Origin of the sequence: Campylobacter sp. MIT 12-5580 (assembly GCF_005406235.1) — a bacterium.
GTDB lineage: Bacteria > Campylobacterota > Campylobacteria > Campylobacterales > Campylobacteraceae > Campylobacter_D.
In genome coordinates this window covers 234,275-254,953 of record NZ_NXLK01000003.1, presented here as the reverse complement: position 1 = coordinate 254,953, position 20,679 = coordinate 234,275, and the positions used below count along the sequence as shown (strand labels likewise).

Here is a 20,679-nt window from a genome sequence, read left to right as displayed (position 1 = left end):
ATCTGCAAATTAGTGTAAAATATCATCATTACACTCAAAGGATTTTGTATGCAAAAAGCGGGCTTTATCTCTGTTATAGGGCGAACCAATGCTGGGAAAAGCTCGATGATTAATTCTTTGCTGGGTGAAAATCTTGCTATTATTTCTCACAAAAGAAATGCTACGCGTCGTAAAATCAATGCCATTGTTATGCACGAAAACAATCAACTCATTTTCATCGATACGCCAGGACTGCATAAAAGTCAAAAAGTTTTTAATCAAAAACTCGTAGAAATCGCTCTTAAAAGCATAGAAGGGGTTGATCTTGTGCTTTTTGTAGCAAGCATTAAAGATGATTTGAGTGAGTATAAAGACTTTTTAAGCTTAGCTTGCAAGGTTCCGCATATCGTGATTTTAAATAAAATTGATTTGGTGGATAATGCGTATTTGCTTGCTAAGATGAATGAGTATTCAAGCTTAAGCGAGCATTTTAAGGCTTTGCTTCCTTACTCAAGCAAACAAAAAAGTGCTAAAAAAGCCTTGCTTGATGCAGTTGTTAAACTCTTGCCTGAGCACCCACACTACTATGATAGCGAGCTTTTAAGCAGTGCAAAGGAAAAGGATATTTATAAGGATTTTATACTTGAAGCGATTTTTGAGAGTTTTAGTGAGGAGCTTCCTTATCAATGCGAGCTTGAAATTTCACGTTTTGAGGCAAAAGAACATATACTTTTCATTGACGCAAATATCATCACTTCAAGCCATAGCCACAAAGCTATGATTATCGGTAAAAATGCTGTAGCCTTAAAAAGACTTGGCAAAAACGCAAGGATAAGGATAGAAAAATTTGCTCAAAAAAAAGTTATGCTCAATCTTTTTGTGCAAGTGAAGAAAAACTGGGATAAAGATGAAGACTTTCTTAAACAAATTCTTGAACTTTAAACCCTTTAAAGCTCAAGACATAAAAATACAAATTATTGCATTTGAAGATATTTTATACACCAATTTCAAGCTTGATGAGCTTGAAAATATCGATGAAGAAAGCTTGTTTGAAAGAGCTTTGATAGAATTTGATATACAAGAAAGCCTAAGTTATGTGATGAGCTTTATCAAAAGCAAAGAAAGAGTGCATATCTTTTTAACTCTTTTTGAAAATTTACACATAAAAGATGATTTTGCCTTAAGCGAAGCTGTGATTTTAAGAAATTTGCAAAATCTGCATGCGGATTTAAGCCAAGCATTTGCAACGCTTGTTTTGCAAGATGAATATGCTTTTATCGCCTTTTTTAAGCAAGATGAGTTTTTGTATTGCAAAAATATCCCCAAACTTTGCCTTAATGCTTTTAAAAACAAAAGCATTCAAGAACAAGAAAAGTTTTGCATAGAAATTCTACTCACTCAAGCCAAGTGCGAGACGCTTTTAAAGCAGTATCAAAGCCAAACACTTTTGATTATCAACGATCATTTTAATCTTAGCAAAATGCTTCAAAATAAGCTTTTTATACAAATTCACAAAGAGCTAATAACACAAGATGAGCTTTACAAAAAGCTTGCAAAACTTGAGATAGAGCAAAATCAAACTCAAGCCAATTTTCTAAGAAACATAAAACAAAGCTCATTTAGCGCTTTAAAAGGCTTGATTTTGAGTTTTTTGTTTGCTTTTGTGCTAAGCTTTTGTGGTGGTCTAATCCACGCTTATCTTACGCATCACACCCTAAAAACAAACTTTCATAAACAAGCCAATCAGCTTTCATTAAACGAGCTTGAAGAGCTTACTCAAAGCACAAATTTAAAACTTGAGGAAAAGCAAATTTTAATCAAAAGCTTAGAATCAGAGCTTGCTGGCACGATCACAAACCCTCTTTATACTCTTGGCAAACTCTTTGCTTTTTTAGATGAAAATGGCATAAAAATCATAAGTTTAGAGCTTGAAAATGAAAATTTAGTCAAAATCATTACACAAGGTAATGAAAATAACTTCGAAAAACTTTATAACAATGATGATTTTATACTCAAACAAAAAATAAGCAAAGATGGTCTATATGAACTGCATTTAAGGATAAAAGATGAGTGAGAAGTTGAGCTTTTATCTTGATGGATTGAGTTTAAGAGAAAAAATTCTTCTTGGCGTTATAAGTTTGCTTTTGGGTGCGTTTTTGGGCTTAAAATTAGCTCAAATACTGAGTTTTTGGTATTATGATCCACAGAATTTAGAGCGCTTTTCAAACGAGCAAGGACAAATTCTAAAGCTTTCTTCGCTCAAAGAAGAACAAAAACTCAATCTCAATGAGCTTGAAAAAACACTTTTAAAATTTAAAATCCCCTATCAAAAGCAACTTGACGAGCTTTATAAACTTGCTAATGCCAAGCACATACATTTTCATTCTATCAAAGATAAAAAAATAGAAAAAGAGTATTTTATAAGTTATAAACTTGAGCTTGAATTTGAAGCTGAATTTATGAAAACTATGCAGTTTTTAAAGGCTTTAGAGCAAACAAATATCGGTTTGAAAGGTTTAAATCTTGTAAAAGATCAAGATAAAAAAGGACTTAAAGTCATGATTTATCTTGATTTGCTTGTTTTGAAAGCTTATTGAAGGTGAATTTGTAAAGCCGGTGATTCAAGCACAAAGCCATTTTCATTCTTTTTAAGCTCAAAATCCCCTTTAAAAGAAGCTAAAAGTGCGTCTTCAAATATCATTGCTTCTGGATCGCAAAGCATCTTTGTGGAGCCTGAATTTTCAGCAATACTAAGCTTGTTTTTATCTAAACTAAACTCGCCAAAAAAGCGGTTACAGCCCGCAAAGCCATTAAATTTACCTTTTGAGAAGTTAATATTTGGTCTTTCTTGAGCCTTGTACTCAAGCTCATTACCCAAAGATACGATTTTAATAATCGTAAAATCTTTGTCTTCAAAGCCTAAAGCTTGATCTTGAGTATTTGAGCCACAGCCGAGTAAAAAACCTGCAAGAAGGCTGGCTAAAACGATTTTTTTCATTGTGTTTCCTTTTTTCGTAAATACATCACAAAAGTGTAACGAACTTGCGTAAATCAAAGTTTATTTAAATTTGAAAATGGCTTAACTCTTCTTCTAAGCTTTTACATACCACTTTAAGCTCATCAGCCACTTGAAGCAAGGCTTGTGAAATGCTTTCATTTTTGTTACTGATGATAACATTTTCTTTAACGCTACTTAAAAGAATTTCAATATTATTTTGAGACTTTTTAATCCTCTCAACGCATTCAAACACAAGATTTTTAGACTCTTCATTGCACGATTTTACCTCTTTAGCGTCTTGAGTTAAGGCTCTTGTATTTTCATCAAGAGAGGCTATAAATACCCCATTTTCTTTAAGTTCAGCACTGACCTGAGCTATGCTTTCTAAAAGCTCTTTAATGATAGCTGAAATTTTATCCAAAAACTCCTCACTGCTTTGAGCTAAATTTCTAATATCTTCTGCGATCACTGAAAAACCTCTGCCATAGCCTCCAGCCCTCGCAGCTTCTATGCCAGCATTTAGGGAAAGTAAATTTGTTTTATCCGCCACCTCGCTCATCATTTGTATAGCTTCTTTGATATTGTTTGCTTGCCCTACCATGTTGCTTACTTTTTGACTAAGTTGTGTTTCATTTTGAGTAACTTGTGTTACCTTGCTTGCTATATCAAAAAGCGAACTTAACATTTGATCAAGCACTTTGTATGATTTGTCATTGGCGTTATTTGCCTCAGTAGAAAGGTTTGCTAATTCATTTAAATCCTGTCCGACTTGAGTGCTTAACTTAAAGCTTTCATCGATCTTTTCGTGGCTTTCTTTTGTGATTTGTGTTAGGTTGATGGCGTTTTCATTCAGTCTTGTGGATTGGTATTCGACATTTTTTGAACTTTGATTGGTTGATTGCACGGCTTTGTGAATTTTTTCTATAAATTCATTGATATAAGTGCAAGCCCTAGAAATTTCATCTTTACCTTTAATCTTAATACGCGCTTTTAAATTCCCACTTCCTTGTGCAAGCTCTCTTGCGTGATTTAAAAGCTCTAAAACAGGCTTTCCAACCACAAGTTTAAGCATAAAAAGCACCACAGCAACGGTTACAATAAGCGCTAAGGTAAAAATAACCATATAATTCTTACTCGTTTGTTGTAAATCTCTCTCAACGCCCTCAAGACTATGATAAACATCCATCACGCCGATAACTTCGCCAAGCTTAGCATTGGCGTGACAAGCCACGCAACTTTCATCAGCGATTAAAGGACGGATAAGTCTGAGGTAGTTTAGTCCTTGAATTTCTTGTTCTAAAGAAAGAAGTTTTGGGTTTTTAAACTGCTCTAAGATGAGCGTATCGCTTGAAATTTGGGGGTTTTTCATCTCAAAAAGCTCTATCGTCTCTTTAGAAGGATAAATACTCACATCACTCACACCTTCCATACTCTTAGCCTCGTGTATAGCTTCTTCAATCTTTTGCGAATCACCTAAATTCATCGCCATTTTAAGCGTTTGAAAAACAGAAGTGCTGATCGTATCTAAATTTTCTCTACTCATCTTTGAAAAAGTGTTTTTAAAATCCAAATACAAAATCACCTGAACGATAATAAAACTCACAAGTAGCACTATAAAGGTTACAGCAGATATTTTAAAGCCTATATTTTTAAACATTATCTTCCTTTTTTCAAGCAAAATATCTATATTTTAGTTTAAAGATAATTAAAAAATTATTAAATAAAAGCGTAATAAAAAAATCACACTACTTTCAAGAAGTATTTTGCATTGAAAAAAAGCAGCTTAGGCTGAGTTTAAGCGGATAAGTTTTATGTATCCGCTTAAATGAAAAATTATTTTTTAGTGATTTTATAGGCTAAATTTCCTAGAATTTGTATAACTTGCACCAAAACAAGCAAAACAATCACAGTTAAAATCATCACATCACTTTGAAAACGTTCATAACCATACCGAATAGCTACATCACCCAAGCCTCCGCCTCCAACCGTGCCAGCCATAGCTGAAAAGCCTACGACTACGATAAGGGTTAGGGTTGTAGCATTAATAAGGCTTGGTAAGCTTTCTACAAACATGACCTTAAAGATGATTTGGGCGTTGCTTGCTCCATAAGATTTTGCTGCTTCAATGATACTTTTATCAACTTCTTTTAAAGCACCTTCTATCATCTTGGCTAAATAAGGAGCTATGCCTAAAGTCAGTGGCACTATAGTTGCTGTTGTGCCTATACTTGTGCCTGTGATGATACGCGTTAGTGGCATCAAGACTATGATTAAGATGATAAAAGGAAAAGAACGCACAATATTGACAAAAAAATCAAGCACAGCATATAAGCTTTTATTTTCACTAAGTCCTCCTTTATCCCACACCGCAAGCAAAACGCCTGGGATTATAGCGAGCAAAAAGCCAGCAAAGGTTGAAACAAAAGTCATATATAAGGTTTCAAGTAAGGCCGGGCTTAAAATATCTATTAGTATCATTTCTAATCTTTGAATTTCCATTAGGCTACCTCCCATAAAACGCCACTTTTTTGGATAAAATCAAGCACTTTTTCTTTATCTTTTTCAGCCACATTAATCACTAAATTTCCTAAAGCGATGTCATTGAGCTTTTCTATCTTGCCCCAAACTATGTTAAAATCTATGTTTAATGCCCTTGCCATACTTGTAATGACGCTATGTTGTGCCACTTCTTTTGGGAAGAAAAGTTTGATATTTACTCCTGTTTGAGGTAAAAAGTCATTTTCGCCTAAAAACTCTTGCATTTTAGCATTTGGTTTTAAGAAAAGCTCGTGAATTTCCCCACTTCCTATGATATGTCCGTGATCAAGTAAAACAGCCTTGCTTGCGATTTCTTTCACCACTTCCATTTCATGAGTAACTAAAACTACGCTTATGCCAAGTTCTTTATTGATCTTTTTGATAAGTTCTAAAATGTTTTTCGTTGTATTTGGATCAAGTGCTGAAGTTGCCTCATCACTAAGAAGTATCTTAGGCTTTAAAGCCAAAGCTCTAGCTATAGCCACTCTTTGTTTTTGTCCTCCGCTTAGCTCGTTTGGATAAGACTTTGCTTTTTGCTCTAAGCCTACCATTTCAAGGAGCTCTTTTACTCTTTTGTCAATCTCATCCTTTTTAAAACCATGAATTTGCAAAGGCATAGCCACATTTTCAAAGACATTTTTTCTGCTCATCAAAGCAAAATGCTGAAAAATCATACCTATATCTTTACGCAAGTTTCTAAGTTCTCGAGCATTTTTTGCTACTTGTGAAATTTCTTTACCAAAGACTTTTAAAGAGCCATTTTGATAATCCTCCAAGGCATTAATGCACCTTAAAAGTGTGGATTTTCCAGCCCCACTATGCCCTACTATAGCAAAAATTTCTCCAGCCTTAACACTAAGGCTTACCTCATCGATGACGAGTTCTTTGCCGTAGTATTTTTTTAACTTGTTAATCTCTATCATTTTTACCCTTTAAATTTTCAAGTTCAAGTTCTATCTTTTCAAGCTGCGCTTGAAGTGCGTTTAAGGCTTCTTGATTTTGTGTGATGACTTCTTTTGGAGCCTTGCTTATGAATTTTTCATTTTTAAGCATATTTTCAAGCTTGCTTTGTTCTTTCTCAATTTTAAGCTTTTGATTTTCAAGCCTTTGTAAAACAGCACTTAGATCAACATTTTCAAGCGGTATAAATACACTTAAATTTTCACTCACATCAGCACTTGCATTGCTTATTTTTTCAGTGATAAACTCCACTTCCTCGCTCTTTGAAAGCAGGCTAATAAAATGCGTATAAGCTTTTAAAGCCTCATTTAAACTTGTATCATTAAGTTTGATAAAGGCTTTTTTGATCTTACTTTGATCAATCAAAGCTTTGGCACGACGTATGCTTACTATACTTTCTATGACGAGATTAAAAAGCTTTTCACTTTTTTCATTTTGTGCTTTAAAGCGTGGAAATTGCGTTATCATCAAAGAAGGCGAGTTGGCAAGCTCTGTATTACTAAGCTTATGATATAAATACTCACTGATAAAAGGCATAAAAGGATTTAAAAGCTTTAAAGCCTCTTTAAATATACTGCCAAGTTCTTTTACACTACTTTTTTCAGCCTTGCTTAGCTCTATGCCCCAGTCGCAAAACTCGTCCCAAAAGAAGCGATAAAGGGTGTTTGCAGCGTCATTAAAGCGGTATTGCTCTAAATTTGCCCTTAGCTCTTTTATGCAAGCTTCAAGCCTACTTTGCATGTATAGTCCAAGCTCGCTTTTTAGCTCTATCTTTTCTAGTTCAGCAAAGCTTTTTTCATTGAGAAGTAGATAATTTGTGGCATTATAAAGCTTGTTTGTAAAATTGCGAATTTGCATAAGCTTATCATTACTTAGCCTTATATCGCGTCCTTGCACGGCTGAGATAGCTAGAGTAAAACGCAAAATATCAGCGCTGTATTCTTTGATAAGCTCATTTGGATCGATGACATTGCCAAGTGATTTACTCATCTTTCGTCCAAGCTCATCTTTTACTAAAGCGTGCAGATACACTTGCTTAAAAGGAAGTTTGTGAAGGGCGTTTGTGCTTTGAAAAAGCATTCTTGCCACCCAAAAAAAGAGTATATCAAAGCCTGTTATAAGTAAAGAATTTGGATAAAAGTCCTTTAAATCTTCTTTTTGATAAAGTTTGCCTTCGCCCCAGCCTTCATTGCCCCAGCCCAAAGTACTCATCGCCCAAAGTCCTGAGCTAAACCAAGTATCAAGCACATCTTGATCTTGTTTAAAATTTACACCCTTGCATTTTGGGCATTCATGAGGTGTGTTTTGGCTTACAAACTCAGCCCCACATTCACAATAAAAAACCGGAATTTGATGTCCCCACCAAAGCTGACGCGAGATACACCAGTCTTTTAAATCCCTCATCCACGCATTAAAAGAATTGATCCAATGGCTTGGAAAAAAGCACATTTCTTTAGCATTTACCCTCTCAATGCTTTCCTTGGCTACTTTAGCACTGACAAACCATTGTTTTGAGATATAAGGCTCAACCACATTTTTACAACGATAACAAAGTCCTATTTGATTGTCATAATCTTCTATCTTTTCAACAAAGCCGTGTTTTTCAAGCTCACTGATGATAGGTGCTCTTGCTTTAAGCCTTTCAAGTCCCTTAAACTGCAAACAATGCTCGTTTAAAATACCTTTTTCATCAAAGATGGTGATAAATTCTAAATTATGCCTTAAGCCCACCTCATAGTCGTTGTGATCGTGAGCTGGTGTAACCTTAACCACTCCTGTTCCAAAGTCCATATCCACATGCTCATCAGCGATAATCTCAAGTTCTTTACCCACAAGAGGTAAGATGAGTTTTTTGCCAATTAGGTGCTTGTATCGCTCATCATTTGGATTAACCATCACTGCTGTATCGCCAAAATAAGTCTCTGGACGCGTAGTAGCTACGACAAGATAGTCCTTGCTTTCTTTTAAAAAATACCTTAGATGATAGAGTTTGCCTTTATTTTCTTTGTATTCTACTTCTATATCACTTAGCGCGCCGTCCTTGCAGCACCAATTAATCATTCTATCGCCTCTAAAGATCAAGCCTTGATCATAAAGCGAGATAAAAGCCTTTTTTACAGCGTTTGCAAGTCCTTGATCCATAGTAAAACGCAAACGGCTCCAAGCTGGGCTAATGCCAAGAGTTCTCATCTGTTCTACTATCTTACCACCGCTTTGTTCTTTCCACTGCCATACTTTTTTGATGAATTCTTCTCTGCCTATTTGCTCTTTTTTAATGCCTTGAGCTAAAAGCTGTTTTTCAACTACATTTTGAGTCGCAATGCCAGCATGATCAAGTCCGGGCTGATACAGCACCCTAAAGCCGTCCATTCTTTTATAACGCGTGATAATATCTTGCAAGCTAAAAGTAAGTGCATGTCCTATGTGAAGCACGCCTGTAACATTAGGCGGAGGCATCATAATGCAAAAATTTTTGCCCTCACTTTGCAAATGCAAATTCCCATCAACCTCAAAATACCCTCGCTCCTCACATATCTTATAATACTCTTGTTCAACGCTTTTATCATACATTTTAAAATAGCCCTTTTAAAAATAAAATAGCTAGATAATACCCAAATTTGCCTAAGTTTTTGTTGAAAAAGAGCCAAGAATAAACAAAAAAACGAAGTAAAAATTACAAATTAAAAAAATATGAGTAAAATATAAAGTAAATTCTTAAGAATTTAACAATTTTTACGAATTTTAACCACTTCAATCCGATAAAGCACACATTAAACAAAATATAAGATAACACATGTATAATAAAATATAAACAAAAAACATAAATAACACACTATTTTAAAGGAAATAAAATGAGTGGAGAAAAACTAGTTAAAGGATTTTTAGTCTCAAAAACTGATGTAAAGGGTAAGATTACATATTGCAATAGCGCCTTTATAGAAATTTCAGGATTTAATGAATCTGAGCTTCTTGGCAAACCCCATTCTATCGTTCGTCATCCAGATATGCCTCGTTCGATTTTTGCGTATCTTTGGGAAAATATCACTCAAGGCAAAGAAGTGAATGTATATGTTAAAAACCGCGCAAAAGATGGGGGATTTTACTGGGTATTTGCCAATGTTACGCCTTCATTTAATGTTAAAGGCGAGATTATAGGGTATTATTCTGTGCGTCGAGAACCGCGTCAAGAGGGCATAAAAACAGCCACAGAACTTTATGCACTTATACGCGAAAGTGAGAAAAAGGGTGGTGTGAAAGAAGGTTTGAATACCTTTAAAACTTATTTTGAAAATTTAAAGATGCCTTATGAAGATTATGTAATGCATCTACAAACAGGAGAATAAAATGTCAGCAATTGTATTAGCTTGTATAAGCGTAGTTCTTTTAGTAGTGGTAATCGCTCAACAAATAAAACTTAAAAAAATGCTTTCACATATCCATAAAATTTCACTTGTTGTTGATGAGATGAATTTGGGTAATTTTGAGCCAAGAATCACAAATTTAGGCAATACAAAACTTTGTAAAATCGCACTTGGTATTAATCAAACCCTTGATCAGCTTGAAACCTTTGTAAGAGAAGCCGCAACGGTATCAAATAGCGTAAGCACTGGAAATTTTCGTCCATTTTTAACAGCTGGACTACTTCCAAATTTAAGCAATGTTGGTATGCAAATTAATAAAAGCGTCAAAGCCATACAACATTCACTTTCCTTAAGCAAACACCAAAATCTCAACGCGGATTTAAGCAAAATCAATGCAAATCTAGCACAACAAGAATATATGCAAACAAGCTTTAAAACCTCGATTTTACATCTTAACAATATGAGTGAAATCGTCGATAAAACAGCAAAAGCAAGCGAGGAAAACTATCATAAAGTTTCAAAGTCTTTTGATGCTTTGGATCAAATTTCAGGACTGATTTCAACAAATTCATCGTATGCTGATACCATAGCCAAACGAAGTGAAGAAACTCGTTCTATCGTAAGCACCATTGATGATATATCAGATCAGATTAATTTGCTTGCCCTCAACGCAGCCATTGAAGCAGCAAGGGCTGGCGAACATGGACGAGGCTTTGCTGTTGTGGCTGATGAAGTAAGAAAGCTGGCTGAAAAAACGCAGAATGCAACAAAAGAAATTCAAGATCAAATCAATATATTTCAACAAGATATAACCATGATCCATGAAAACTCTCAATCCATAAACACCCAAATGCAAAGTTTTAATGCGATGATGAATGACTTTGAGCTTGTCCTTCAAGAAACCATGCAAAACTCAAATGCTATAGAAAGAGGTGCTCATGCTGTAACGGCTGGGATAAATGGTAATTCACTAATGCTAACCTATCTGATCTTTAAGTCAAATTCTTATATGAGAGTGCTTAATGCTCAAGATAGTAGCCAGCTTGGAGATATACTTGAAGCTGTATTTGCAACTTGGCTTGAAAATCGTGGTAAAAAGCTATATAATGGCACACCCGGACTAGAAAAAGTGATAAATTATCACAAACAAGTTATTTTAAGCGCTAAAGCAGGCGTGCAAAAAGCATATGAAAAAGCGGAAGAAAAAGATATTTTACACGAATTTAAGATTATGGAAGAAAGCTCAAAAAGCTTATTTGAAGAGATAGAAGGCTTGGCAAACAAACAGCGCGCCATAGAAGCTAAAGAGCTAGAATAAGCTCTTTATGCTTTTTACTCAAAAAGAGTCTCAACACGGCGATTGACATAACGTTTGCTTTCGTCCATATCGTGAGTAAGTTGTTTGTCTTTTCCAAAGCTTTGAATGATGATTTTACCACTTATCCTTAAAAACTCACTTGCTACAGCTGCACTTCTTTTAAGCCCAAGCATATAATTATACGCTGCATTTCCCACCTCATCGGTATGTCCGCTTAAAACAATGCTTTTAATCTTACTTTGTGGTTTAAGCGTGGCTTTAAGTTCGTTGATATAAAAGCTATTTTTAATGCTTTGCATTGAGCTTTGGTTGAATTTAAACCAAAGAGGTGGCAAGGGTTTAGGGCTTGCGATAAAGTTTGTTTCATCAAGTAAGCTTTTATTAAAAAGCGTGATTTTGATATTTTCTGTGTTTATTTTTTCAACAAATAAAGCGTATTCTAAAAAGCCACCTCTTCTTGAAAGCGTGGTGGTGATAGAATTGATCGTTTTTCTTTCATTTGCATGAAGTTTTTGTGAATCAACAATATACACATCATATCGTGGCTCACCAAGACTTCTATCATGCCTAGATCGCTTCAGCAAGGCTTCATACTCGCTTCTTAAACTTTGCATTGTGGGGGCTAAATTTGGCTTTGAAGCTCTTTGTGTATTTGCTGGTGTGCTTTGCTCAAGGGCTTTGTTTTGAGGAGGATTTTGAGCTGGCATGGTATTTTGTTGTGGTGGAAGTTGTTGAGGTTGAGCCTTACTTGTTTGAGTGCTTTGAGGGGAAGTTTGGGTTTTTGGCTCATAAAAACTGATATTTTTAGGATCTGAGCTCGTAAGCACATAATACCCAACAGCACACAAAATAAGCACCACAAGGATAAGTAAAATCATCAGCTTATTTTTCATCATTTTTCCTTACAATGTATAAATTGCAAAAAAGCTATTTAAAATGCTAAATTTTAAAGCATTTTGATTGATAGCTTCTTTTTTCATAACACTACCAAAAAAAGCCTTATTTGTCAAATTTACACGCAAAATCAACTCATTTCACATAATTTTTTTACAAAAAAATCAAACAAAGCTACTGAAAAAACCATAAAAAACTTTGTTTATCTCAACCTTAATGCAAAAAATGTCTCACACCAGTAAAATATAAAGCCATGCCATGCTCATTAGCTGCTTGTATAACCTCATCATCTCTTATACTGCCTCCTGGCTCTACTATGGCTTTGACCCCAACCTTACTTGCCTCATCTATACTATCTCTAAAAGGAAAAAAGGCTTCACTTGCTAAAACACAACCTTTTAAATCAAGCCCCAAGTCTTTAGCCTTAGCAATGGCTGCTTTTGCTGCGTCAATGCGGCTTGTCATACCCATGCCAATAGCTAGCATGGCTGAGTCTTTGACATATACTACATTATTTGACTTTGTTAAAGCGGCTATTTTAAGAGCGATTTCTAAGTCTTTAAATTCTTCTTTACTAGCTGCTCTTGTGCTTTTTAAAGTCGCCTCTTTAAGCTCGTTTAAACCTACCTTATCGCTGTTTTGATACACAAAGCCTCCGCTTATATGCTTAAAATCAAAAGCATCATGAGCAGGGCGTAAAAACTTGCTTTCTTGAGTGAAAATTTTTATACGCTTTTTGTTTTCAAACACTTCTAAAGCCTTTTTATCCACACTTGCAGCGATGATAACTTCAACATAAATTTCATTGATCTTTAAGGCTAAAGCCTCATCTAAAAGCCCATTTATCGCCACCACGCCTCCATAAGCACTTACTGGATCGCATTTTAAAGCTTCTATATAACTTTGCATTAAGTTTTCCTTTATGGCAAAACCACAAGGATTAGCATGCTTTATGATGGCTACGGCTGCTTCTTCATCAAAGCTTGAGGCTAAATTTAAGGCTGCATTAATATCAGTAAGATTATTAAAACTTGCCTCACCTTTTAGAGCTTTAAAATGGGTGCTAAAAAAATCTTCAAATTCATATAAAGCCCCTTGTTGGTGAGGATTTTCGCCATATTTAGTATCAATTACCTTGCGTCCTATGATAAATTTACTTGCTCCAAAGCCTTTGTTGAAGCGATCATTTAGATAATTTGCGATAAAACCATCATAATTTGCACTATGTTCATAAGCTTTTATCATCAATTTTAGCCTAAATTCTTCATCAGCCTTACCCTCTTTTAAGGCTTTTAAAACTTGGGCATAATCAGCCTTATCACAAAGCACCAAAACACTTTTATAGTTTTTTGCCGCTGCTCTTAGCATACAAGGACCGCCTATGTCTATATTTTCGACTATCTCATCAAAATCATCAGTTTTTTGAGTAGTTTGCTTAAAAGGATATAAATTCACACATACCAAATCAATAGCCTCAATGCCCTGCTCTTTAGCTTCTTGCTCGTGATCTTTTCTTTTATATAAAATGCCCCCATGAATTCTTGGGTGCAGGGTTTTAACGCGTCCTTCAAAAAGCTCATTTTGTCCTGTAAAATCGCTCACTTCTTGCACCTTTAAGCCCTCTTGCTTAAGTAAATTATAAGTGCCTCCAGTTGAAAGTAGTTCAAAACCTAAATTCACAAGCTCTTTAGCAAATTCCACCACACCTTCTTTATCGCTCACGCTAATGAGTGCTTTTTTCATGATTGTTCTCCTTTTTTTCTGCTGATAATTTTATATCAAATTTAAAACTTAATTCTCTAAATGCTTCTTAAGCTTTTCATAAGCTTCGTTAATCTCTTGAAATTTAGCCGCACCTTGCTTAAGTTCGGCTTCGCTGACATTATTTGCGTTTAAGATATCTGGATGGTATTTTTTAGCTAAGGCTCTGTATCTTTTCTTAAGTTCATTTATATCAGCATTTTTATCAAGCTCTAGCACCTTATAAGCTTCATCAAGGCTGAGTTCTTTGGAGTTTGAGCTATGTCTAAAACTTGCGATAAAACTTTCAAGCTCTAAAGTGCTTACACCAAAGGCTGAAGCGATGAGACTTAAAAGCTTGATCTTAGTATCATTCATCACTCCATCTATACTAGCAACATATACAAACATTCTTAAGACATTCAAACGTTCATTTTGAGGTAGTGGAACCTCACGCATAAACTCATACGCCACACTTTGCGTATCATTAAGCTCGTTTTTATGCTCGTTAAAACTTGCCTTTAAAAAAGCTCTTTCTTTCTCATCGCTTGCATTGGCATTTAAAATTTGAGTGATCATATCCGCTTCGCTTTGAGAAACTCTACCATCACTTTTTGCGATCTTAGCTAAAAGCGCAACGACATAATAATTCATCTTTCTTTTATACTCATCAAGCCTTTGCTCGTAAATTCCTTGAGCAAAGCTCTTGCCAAAACCTTTGCTTGCTCTTGTGAATTTTTGAAAAGTGCTTGATGATTGCCCTGCCATGTAGTTTTTATAATACCAAACAAAGGCAAAAATTGCCAAAAGCAAAAGTATAAAAGCCATTATAAAAGTTCCTTTTTAAAGCTTGAAAAATAAAGCTCATCAAGTTCTTGCTTGCTTAAAGTGAGAGTATTAAGCTTAAAAATTTGTTCTTTTGTGCTTACGCCAAGTTTGATATAATTTACCCCAAATTCTTTTGCAAGCGCTTCAAAAGCTGCCTCATCACTTACACCTACTACTGCTCTGCTTGCACTCTCATCAAAAAGCAAGGCTTCATCACTTATTTTTGGGTGTTTAAAATAAATTTCAGCTTTTATGCCAACTTCGCTAATAGCGCACATTTTTGCCAAGCATACAGCCAAACCTCCTACGCCAACGCTATTTGCACATTCTAAAAGCTTATTTTCATTTGCCCTTAAAAGCAAATCCCAAAGCTTAAGCTCTGCATTAAAATCAAGTTCATTTAACCTACCCTCGCATAACTTATCTTGCACCTTTGCCACAAGTGAGCCCGCAAACTCGCCTTTGGTATCGCCAAGCAGGTAAAGACTGATATTTTCTTTTTCAAGGCTTGATTTTAAGGAGTTTTGAGCGTTTTCATTTAAACCAACGCACACTATAGTCGGGCTTGGGTAAATGCTTACCCCATCAGTTTCATTATATAAGCTTACATTTCCACTCACAACAGGCGTATTTAAAGCCTTGCACGCTTCTTTTATGCCCTCGCAACCTTGAGCAAATTGCCACATCACCTCAGCATTTAAAGGACTACCATAATTTAAACAATCACTAATCGCCAAAGGCTTTGCCCCAGCACACGCTACCTTACGTCCAGCATTCATCACATTTAAAGCCGCACCTTTATACGGATCGATGAAATTAAGCCTTGAATTACACTCCACAGCCATAGCTAAGGCTGCGTTGTTTTCTTTGACGCGTATGACGCTTGCACCTAACTTACCATCAGCTTTAATGGTGTTTGTTTGTACGCTTGAGTCAAATTGATCGTAAATAAAAGCTTTATCAGCGATATTTTCATTACTTAAAAGTGTTTTAAGTGTATGAGTTGCTGAGTTTTTAAGCATAAAATCATACTCTTTCATAAGCTCTAAATACCTTGGCTTTTGCGTTTTTCTATCTAAAATAGGCGCTTTTTCGCTCAAAGGTGCGATTGGGATTTCTCCAACAAGCTCATTATGCCAAAAAAGCTCCATTTTGCCTGTATCACTTACTTCGCCAATCACTGCTGCATCAAGGGCGTATTTTTCAAAAATTTCAATCACTTCTTTTTCCTTGCCCTTTTTTGCGCAAATAAGCATTCTTTCTTGACTTTCGCTCAGCATTAATTCATAAGGACTCATACCCTCTTCTCTCATCGGCGTTTTATCAAGGTAAAGTTTCATGCCCGCACCACTTTTACCAGCCATTTCAAAAGAACTTGAAGTAAGCCCAGCCGCACCCATATCTTGAATGCCAATGATGAGGTCTTTCTTAAAAAGCTCTAAACAGCTTTCCATTAAGAGTTTTTCAGTGAATGGATCGCCAATTTGCACGGTTGGACGCAAGCTTTTGCTATTTTCACTAAAACTATCACTTGCCATAACAGCTCCACCAAGCCCATCTCTACCTGTTTTTGAGCCTACATAAATCACCGGATTTCCAACACCTTCAGCCTTAGCATAAAATAACTCTTCTTGCTTGCAAATGCCAAGCGCAAAGGCATTAACTAAGATATTGCCATTAAAGCATTCATCAAAACTACACTCTCCACCTATAGTAGGCACACCCATGCAGTTTCCATAATGAGCTATACCACTTACCACGCCTTTGACAAGGTATTTTTGGTGTTTAGCGATCTTAGCATCGTGTATATCGCCAAATTTTAAGGAATTTAAGCCAGCAACCACGCGCGCGCCCATAGTAAAAACATCACGCATGATCCCACCCACACCAGTAGCTGCTCCTGCAAAAGGCTCGATAAAGCTTGGGTGGTTATGACTTTCTACCTTAAACACAGCTGCCATGCCTCCGCCTATATCGATCACGCCAGCATTTTCTCCAGGTCCTTGTATCACCCAAGGTGCTTTTGTGGGAAAGCCATTAAGGTATTTTTTGCTTGACTTATACGAACAATGCTCGCTCCACATAGCTGAAAACACGCCAAGCTCAAGTAAATTTGGCTCTCTGCCTAGAATTTTAAGTATTTCTTTATACTCTTCATCGCTGATTTTATGTGCTTTTATAATGTCCTTATCCATACTCACTCCTTTTTAAATTTACTTACCCAAACAAAAATGGCTAAACATCGCATCAAGCACTTCGCCATGCTCTATCTTTTGCGTGTATTTAGCGATTTCATCTAAAGCTAAATGAAGCTCAAAAGCAAAAAGCTCAAGTGAATTTTCTTCAATTAAAACCTTAGCCCTTTGCAAAGCCTTGCTCGCCTCTTCAAAAGAATGCACTAGCTCTAAATTTGGCAAAACAAACTCCACACTTTCTAAAGAATTCAAGTATAACTTTAAAGCCTTTAAAAGCTCATCTAAAGGCTCTTTGGTGCAAAGTTTTATGAAAGATAAATCCTTTGGAAAATGAAATTTGGGCTTTAAATCGCTTTTATTCAGTAACAAAAAAACCTTTTTTTCACTTTTATCACCCAAAAAAGGCTTAACAAGCTCTAAAATCTCAGCATCTTCATCATCAAAAGCCCTTGAGTTATCAAACACAGCAAGGATAATATCAGCCTTTGCAATAGCTTCTTTACTCAGCTTTATACCCATTTGCTCTATAGTATCATTTGAGTTTCTAATGCCGGCTGTATCGATAATCTTTGCTAGATGAGAGCCTATTTTTAGGCTTTCTTCTATGGTATCTCTTGTGGTGCCAGCTGTATTTGAAACTATAGCTCTTTCATAGCTTAAAAGAGCATTTAAAAGCGAGGATTTGCCGACATTTGGCTTACCAATGATAGCGATTTTAAAGCCCTCGATAAGTCCTTTTTTTGTTTTTGAGATTGAAGTGATTTGCTCAAGCTTTTTGGCATTTTGCTCGCACATAGCTTGAATATCTTTGAGTAAATTTAAAGGCAGATCATCATCAGCATAATCAATGCTTGTTTCAACAAAAGCAAGGCTTTTAAGCAAATCATTTCTCATTTGTTCCAAAAGCGTTTGAAGCTTGCCTTCTAAATTTCTTGCGATAAGTTTTGCACCAAAGGCTGATTTGGCTTTGATAAGCTCGCTGATATGCAAGGCTTTTAAAAGACTCATTTTATCATTAAGATATGCTCTTTTGCTAAATTCACCAGCATTTGCCAAACGAACCCCATACCTTAAAAGTTCTTCAAGCAAGATAAAAGCAACGCTAAAGCCACCATGGCTTTGAAACTCAACCACATCTTCGCCCGTAAAGCTATGAGGAGCTTTAAAAAAAAGAAGGATAACTTCATCGATAAGTTCATTTTCTTGGGTGTAAATTTTGCTTAAATGGGCATAGCGGGGCTTTAAATGCGCTCTTTTACTCATTAAAAGTGCGATTTCATAAGCTTTTATTCCGCTTAATCTGACTATAGATATGGCAGCTTCGCCTTGAGGTGTTGCTATAGCAGCTATGGTTTCATTCATCTTTTTTGAAAAAGTCATTCACCACAACGAATTTTTGATCACCATTTTGTCTTATGCCTACATATTTGTTTGGAAAACGTTCTCTTAGCTTTTCAAGAGCGATTTTTACAAGCACTCCATCTAAATGCTTGGTTTGTGCGCGTCCCGTAGCCTCGACTTTTTCGATGATATTTTTAAGATAAAAATCCATACCTTGTTCTTGATTTTTTAAAAACTCAGCAATTTCAAGCCTCACTAAAAGCTTATATTTTGAATTGATCCAATTGTGAAGCAAATACGACAAAGCTTTATAACGATACCCTTCCTTACCTATCAAAAGTGCAGCGTCCTCGCCATCAAGCTTAATATAAATACTATCTTTGCTATATACTCTAAGCTCGCTAATAGCTATCTTAAAGCCTGAAATAGCCATTAGGTTTTTAAGCTGAGTTTTGATCTCCTCAAGATAAAACTCCGGATCTTTAAGCTCTTGCTCTTCTTTATGAAAACTTGCAAAAATACTTTCTTCTTTGATCGTGTATGATGGGGCTTTGAGCCTTTCTTTGCTTTTGTATTCTTGAGTTTGTTTTTCAAGCGTTTTTTCGGTATTTTTTTCATTTGCTCTTTCGTCTAATCGTTCATCATGAGCTTTGATATATGGCTTTTTCTCATAAGAAAAGTTTTTATCTTCAAAACTTCGGTGCGTTTTGTCAAATTCTCTTTTTTTGTTTTGCTTGTCTGCTTTGTGATAAGGCTTTTTCTTGTTTTTTGCTTCTATGATCGCATTTTTTTGAAAAAAGCCCAAAAAGCCTTTACTTGCTTGTTGGATAACTTCATATTCTAAATCCATAACAGAACAAGATAAGTTCTGCGCTGCCTGTGTTAAGGCACTTTGTAAATCTTTTGCTTCAACTCTCATTGTATTTGTTCCACTTCTTTATTTTTGTGATGTTCTTTTGCGAAAAGCTTATTTACAACCCATTGCTGTAAAAGCGAGCAAAGGTTGTTGGTGCACCAATACAGCGTAAGTCCAGCCGGAAAGGTAATGAAAAAGAAAGTAAAGATGATAGGCAAAAACTTCATAATCTTAGCCTGAGTTGGATCTTGTATAGCCATAGGTGTGATAAGCTGCTGTAAAAACATAGTCGCTCCCATAAAAATAGGCAAGATAAAATACGGATCCATCACAGACAAATCATGTATCCAAAGCGCCCAAGGAGCAGCTTTAAGCTCGATGGCATTTAAAAGCACGCGATAAATCGCAAAGAAAATTGGAATTTGCAAAAGTATAGGCAAACACCCAGCAAAAGGATTTGCTCCGTGCTTTTTGTATAGCTCCATCATATGCGTATTCATTTTTTGCGGATCACCTTTATATCGCTCGCGAATTTCTTTCATCTTTGGAGCTAAATCCTTGAGTTTATTCATAGAAATCATTGATTTGTAAGTCAATGGAAATAATACAAGGCGGATCACAAGCACAAGCACAACTATAGCCCAGCCCCAATTCCCAAGATAGCTATGTAAATAATTTAAAAACCAAAATACCGGCTTAGCGATAAAGGTAAACCAGCCGTATTCTATAGCATTAATCAGCCTTTTATCAATGCTTTCAAGTATGCTGTGTTCTTTTGCACCTATGTATGCTCCACTTTTAAATTCATTATTTGAACTCACAAAGATCAGCGAATTTCCTGCTTTATCCTTACTAATCACAGCATTTAAACCTTCATTAAAATTATAAAAAAGCGAGGTATAATAACGATCAAAACCAGAAGCAAGATACACCAAACCAACACTTTCATCTTCTTTCACATCGCCATCTTCAAAGGTATGAATCGTATCTTCTTTATCAAGGAACAAAGCTCCATGAACGGTATAAGAGTCAATAATCTCACTTGGGCGCGAGCCGGGTGTGATAAAGTATTGTGCGTTTTTGCTGAGTTTTACCTCTATAGTGTAATTACCCTTTGCGTAAAAAGTAAGGATTTTTTCAATGTTAAGCTCTCCTAAATTTTGAGTGAGCGTAAGCGTAGCAGGAGAGTTTTCACTTACAAGAATTTCATCTTTATCGCTTGTATAGCTGGTGCTAAAAGCAAGCGCATTGATACGAGCATCATTAAATCTTAGCTCTAAAGGCAAAACCTGAGCGTCTTTAGCGATAAGATCAATCGCTTCTTTTGCTTCATTTTGGTACTTGCTGTCTTTTAAGACAAAACTTGAGATACGTCCTAGCTCATCGATACTTGCTTTAAAATGCTCACTTTGGATATTAGCGATAGTTTTTTTACTCGCACTTTCTAAAGCACTTGCTGGACTTTGTGAATTTAAGCTTGCTTGAGTGTTTATGCTTGGCGCTTGATTTTGCGTCAAGATGAGACTTTCATTGGCTTCTTGGCTGATATTTTGCTCGACATGAGCTGGCTTGCTTACAAAAAATTCTCCATACACAATGAAAAATAAAAAAGATAGAACAACGGCAAGAATGACGCGTTTTTGCTGACTTGGATTAGATGAATTCACGAT

16 protein-coding genes and 1 pseudogene are annotated in these 20,679 nt (G+C 35.8%); 5 read left to right on the top strand and 12 right to left on the bottom strand.

Translation table 11 applies throughout. The features are described from left to right. Window positions 1-48 precede the first annotated feature (48 nt). Genes era through CQA38_RS04810 form a run of 3 tightly spaced genes read left to right on the top strand, consistent with a single transcriptional unit; the run spans window position 49 to window position 2,576 of the window. Complete coding sequence (era, locus tag CQA38_RS04820) at window positions 49-921, top strand: GTPase Era (protein WP_137632853.1); 873 nt, start codon at window positions 49-51, stop codon at window positions 919-921. After that, window positions 887-2,053: a threonine/serine exporter family protein gene (locus CQA38_RS04815; protein WP_137632852.1), complete on the top strand. Its 1,167-nt coding sequence runs from the start codon at window positions 887-889 to the stop codon at window positions 2,051-2,053. The genes era and CQA38_RS04815 overlap by 35 nt, the downstream gene beginning before the upstream one ends. After that, window positions 2,046-2,576, top strand: a complete 531-nt coding sequence (locus CQA38_RS04810) for a hypothetical protein (RefSeq protein ID WP_137632851.1) — start codon at window positions 2,046-2,048, stop codon at window positions 2,574-2,576. Before CQA38_RS04815 ends, CQA38_RS04810 begins: the two co-directional genes overlap by 8 nt. Here the strand turns inward: CQA38_RS04810 and CQA38_RS04805 are convergent. The 5 genes and pseudogenes from CQA38_RS04805 to CQA38_RS04785 all read right to left on the bottom strand — a co-directional run bounded on the left by CQA38_RS04805 (window position 2,570) and on the right by CQA38_RS04785 (window position 9,046). Then, entirely contained in the window at window positions 2,570-2,977 is a 408-nt protein-coding gene (locus CQA38_RS04805) for an META domain-containing protein (protein ID WP_137632850.1), read from the bottom strand. The two genes, CQA38_RS04810 and CQA38_RS04805, sit on opposite strands and share 7 nt — an antisense overlap. A 64-nt stretch (window positions 2,978-3,041) precedes the next feature. Continuing rightward, window positions 3,042-4,634: a methyl-accepting chemotaxis protein gene (locus CQA38_RS04800; RefSeq protein WP_137632849.1), complete on the bottom strand. Its 1,593-nt coding sequence runs from the start codon at window positions 4,632-4,634 to the stop codon at window positions 3,042-3,044. Window positions 4,635-4,834: 200 nt separating this feature from the next. Further along, a pseudogene (locus tag CQA38_RS04795) lies at window positions 4,835-5,491 on the bottom strand (methionine ABC transporter permease); the annotation flags it as partial. Next, the gene (locus CQA38_RS04790) at window positions 5,476-6,438 is read right to left on the bottom strand and encodes a methionine ABC transporter ATP-binding protein (protein WP_137632847.1); all 963 of its coding nucleotides are present in this window, start codon (window positions 6,436-6,438) and stop codon (window positions 5,476-5,478) included. The pseudogene CQA38_RS04795 and the gene CQA38_RS04790, both read right to left, overlap by 16 nt. Next, window positions 6,425-9,046, bottom strand: coding sequence for a valine--tRNA ligase (locus CQA38_RS04785; protein WP_137632846.1), 2,622 nt, complete (start codon window positions 9,044-9,046; stop codon window positions 6,425-6,427). The genes CQA38_RS04790 and CQA38_RS04785 overlap by 14 nt, the downstream gene beginning before the upstream one ends. A 281-nt stretch (window positions 9,047-9,327) precedes the next feature. Here CQA38_RS04785 and CQA38_RS04780 point away from each other — a divergent pair, with 281 nt between their 5' ends. Both CQA38_RS04780 and CQA38_RS09420 read left to right on the top strand, forming a co-directional pair. Beyond that, window positions 9,328-9,819 (top strand): PAS domain-containing protein, encoded by a 492-nt coding sequence (locus CQA38_RS04780; RefSeq protein ID WP_137632845.1) that lies wholly within the window; start codon window positions 9,328-9,330, stop codon window positions 9,817-9,819. A 1-nt stretch (window position 9,820) separates the two neighbouring features. Next, the gene (locus CQA38_RS09420; protein WP_137632844.1) at window positions 9,821-11,155 is read left to right on the top strand and encodes a methyl-accepting chemotaxis protein; all 1,335 of its coding nucleotides are present in this window, start codon (window positions 9,821-9,823) and stop codon (window positions 11,153-11,155) included. Between the two features lie 14 nt (window positions 11,156-11,169). On the opposite strand, the gene CQA38_RS04770 is transcribed toward CQA38_RS09420, so the two are convergent. The 7 genes from CQA38_RS04770 to yidC form a co-directional block, all read right to left on the bottom strand. Next, window positions 11,170-12,048 (bottom strand): OmpA family protein, encoded by an 879-nt coding sequence (locus CQA38_RS04770; protein WP_170999471.1) that lies wholly within the window; start codon window positions 12,046-12,048, stop codon window positions 11,170-11,172. Window positions 12,049-12,262: 214 nt separating this feature from the next. Then, complete coding sequence (purH, locus tag CQA38_RS04765; RefSeq protein WP_137632842.1) at window positions 12,263-13,792, bottom strand: bifunctional phosphoribosylaminoimidazolecarboxamide formyltransferase/IMP cyclohydrolase; 1,530 nt, start codon at window positions 13,790-13,792, stop codon at window positions 12,263-12,265. Between the two features lie 48 nt (window positions 13,793-13,840). Continuing rightward, window positions 13,841-14,617, bottom strand: a complete 777-nt coding sequence (locus CQA38_RS04760; RefSeq protein WP_137632841.1) for a DnaJ domain-containing protein — start codon at window positions 14,615-14,617, stop codon at window positions 13,841-13,843. After that, window positions 14,617-16,812 (bottom strand): phosphoribosylformylglycinamidine synthase subunit PurL, encoded by a 2,196-nt coding sequence (gene purL / locus CQA38_RS04755; RefSeq protein ID WP_137632840.1) that lies wholly within the window; start codon window positions 16,810-16,812, stop codon window positions 14,617-14,619. Before purL ends, CQA38_RS04760 begins: the two co-directional genes overlap by 1 nt. Before the next feature lie 18 nt (window positions 16,813-16,830). Beyond that, a complete protein-coding gene (gene mnmE / locus CQA38_RS04750; protein WP_137632907.1) occupies window positions 16,831-18,174 on the bottom strand; it encodes a tRNA uridine-5-carboxymethylaminomethyl(34) synthesis GTPase MnmE in 1,344 nt (447 codons plus the stop codon). Beyond that, window positions 18,167-19,072, bottom strand: coding sequence for a Jag N-terminal domain-containing protein (locus tag CQA38_RS04745; RefSeq protein ID WP_137632839.1), 906 nt, complete (start codon window positions 19,070-19,072; stop codon window positions 18,167-18,169). The genes mnmE and CQA38_RS04745 overlap by 8 nt, the downstream gene beginning before the upstream one ends. Then, the gene (yidC, locus tag CQA38_RS04740) at window positions 19,069-20,679 is read right to left on the bottom strand and encodes a membrane protein insertase YidC (protein ID WP_137632838.1); all 1,611 of its coding nucleotides are present in this window, start codon (window positions 20,677-20,679) and stop codon (window positions 19,069-19,071) included. Before yidC ends, CQA38_RS04745 begins: the two co-directional genes overlap by 4 nt.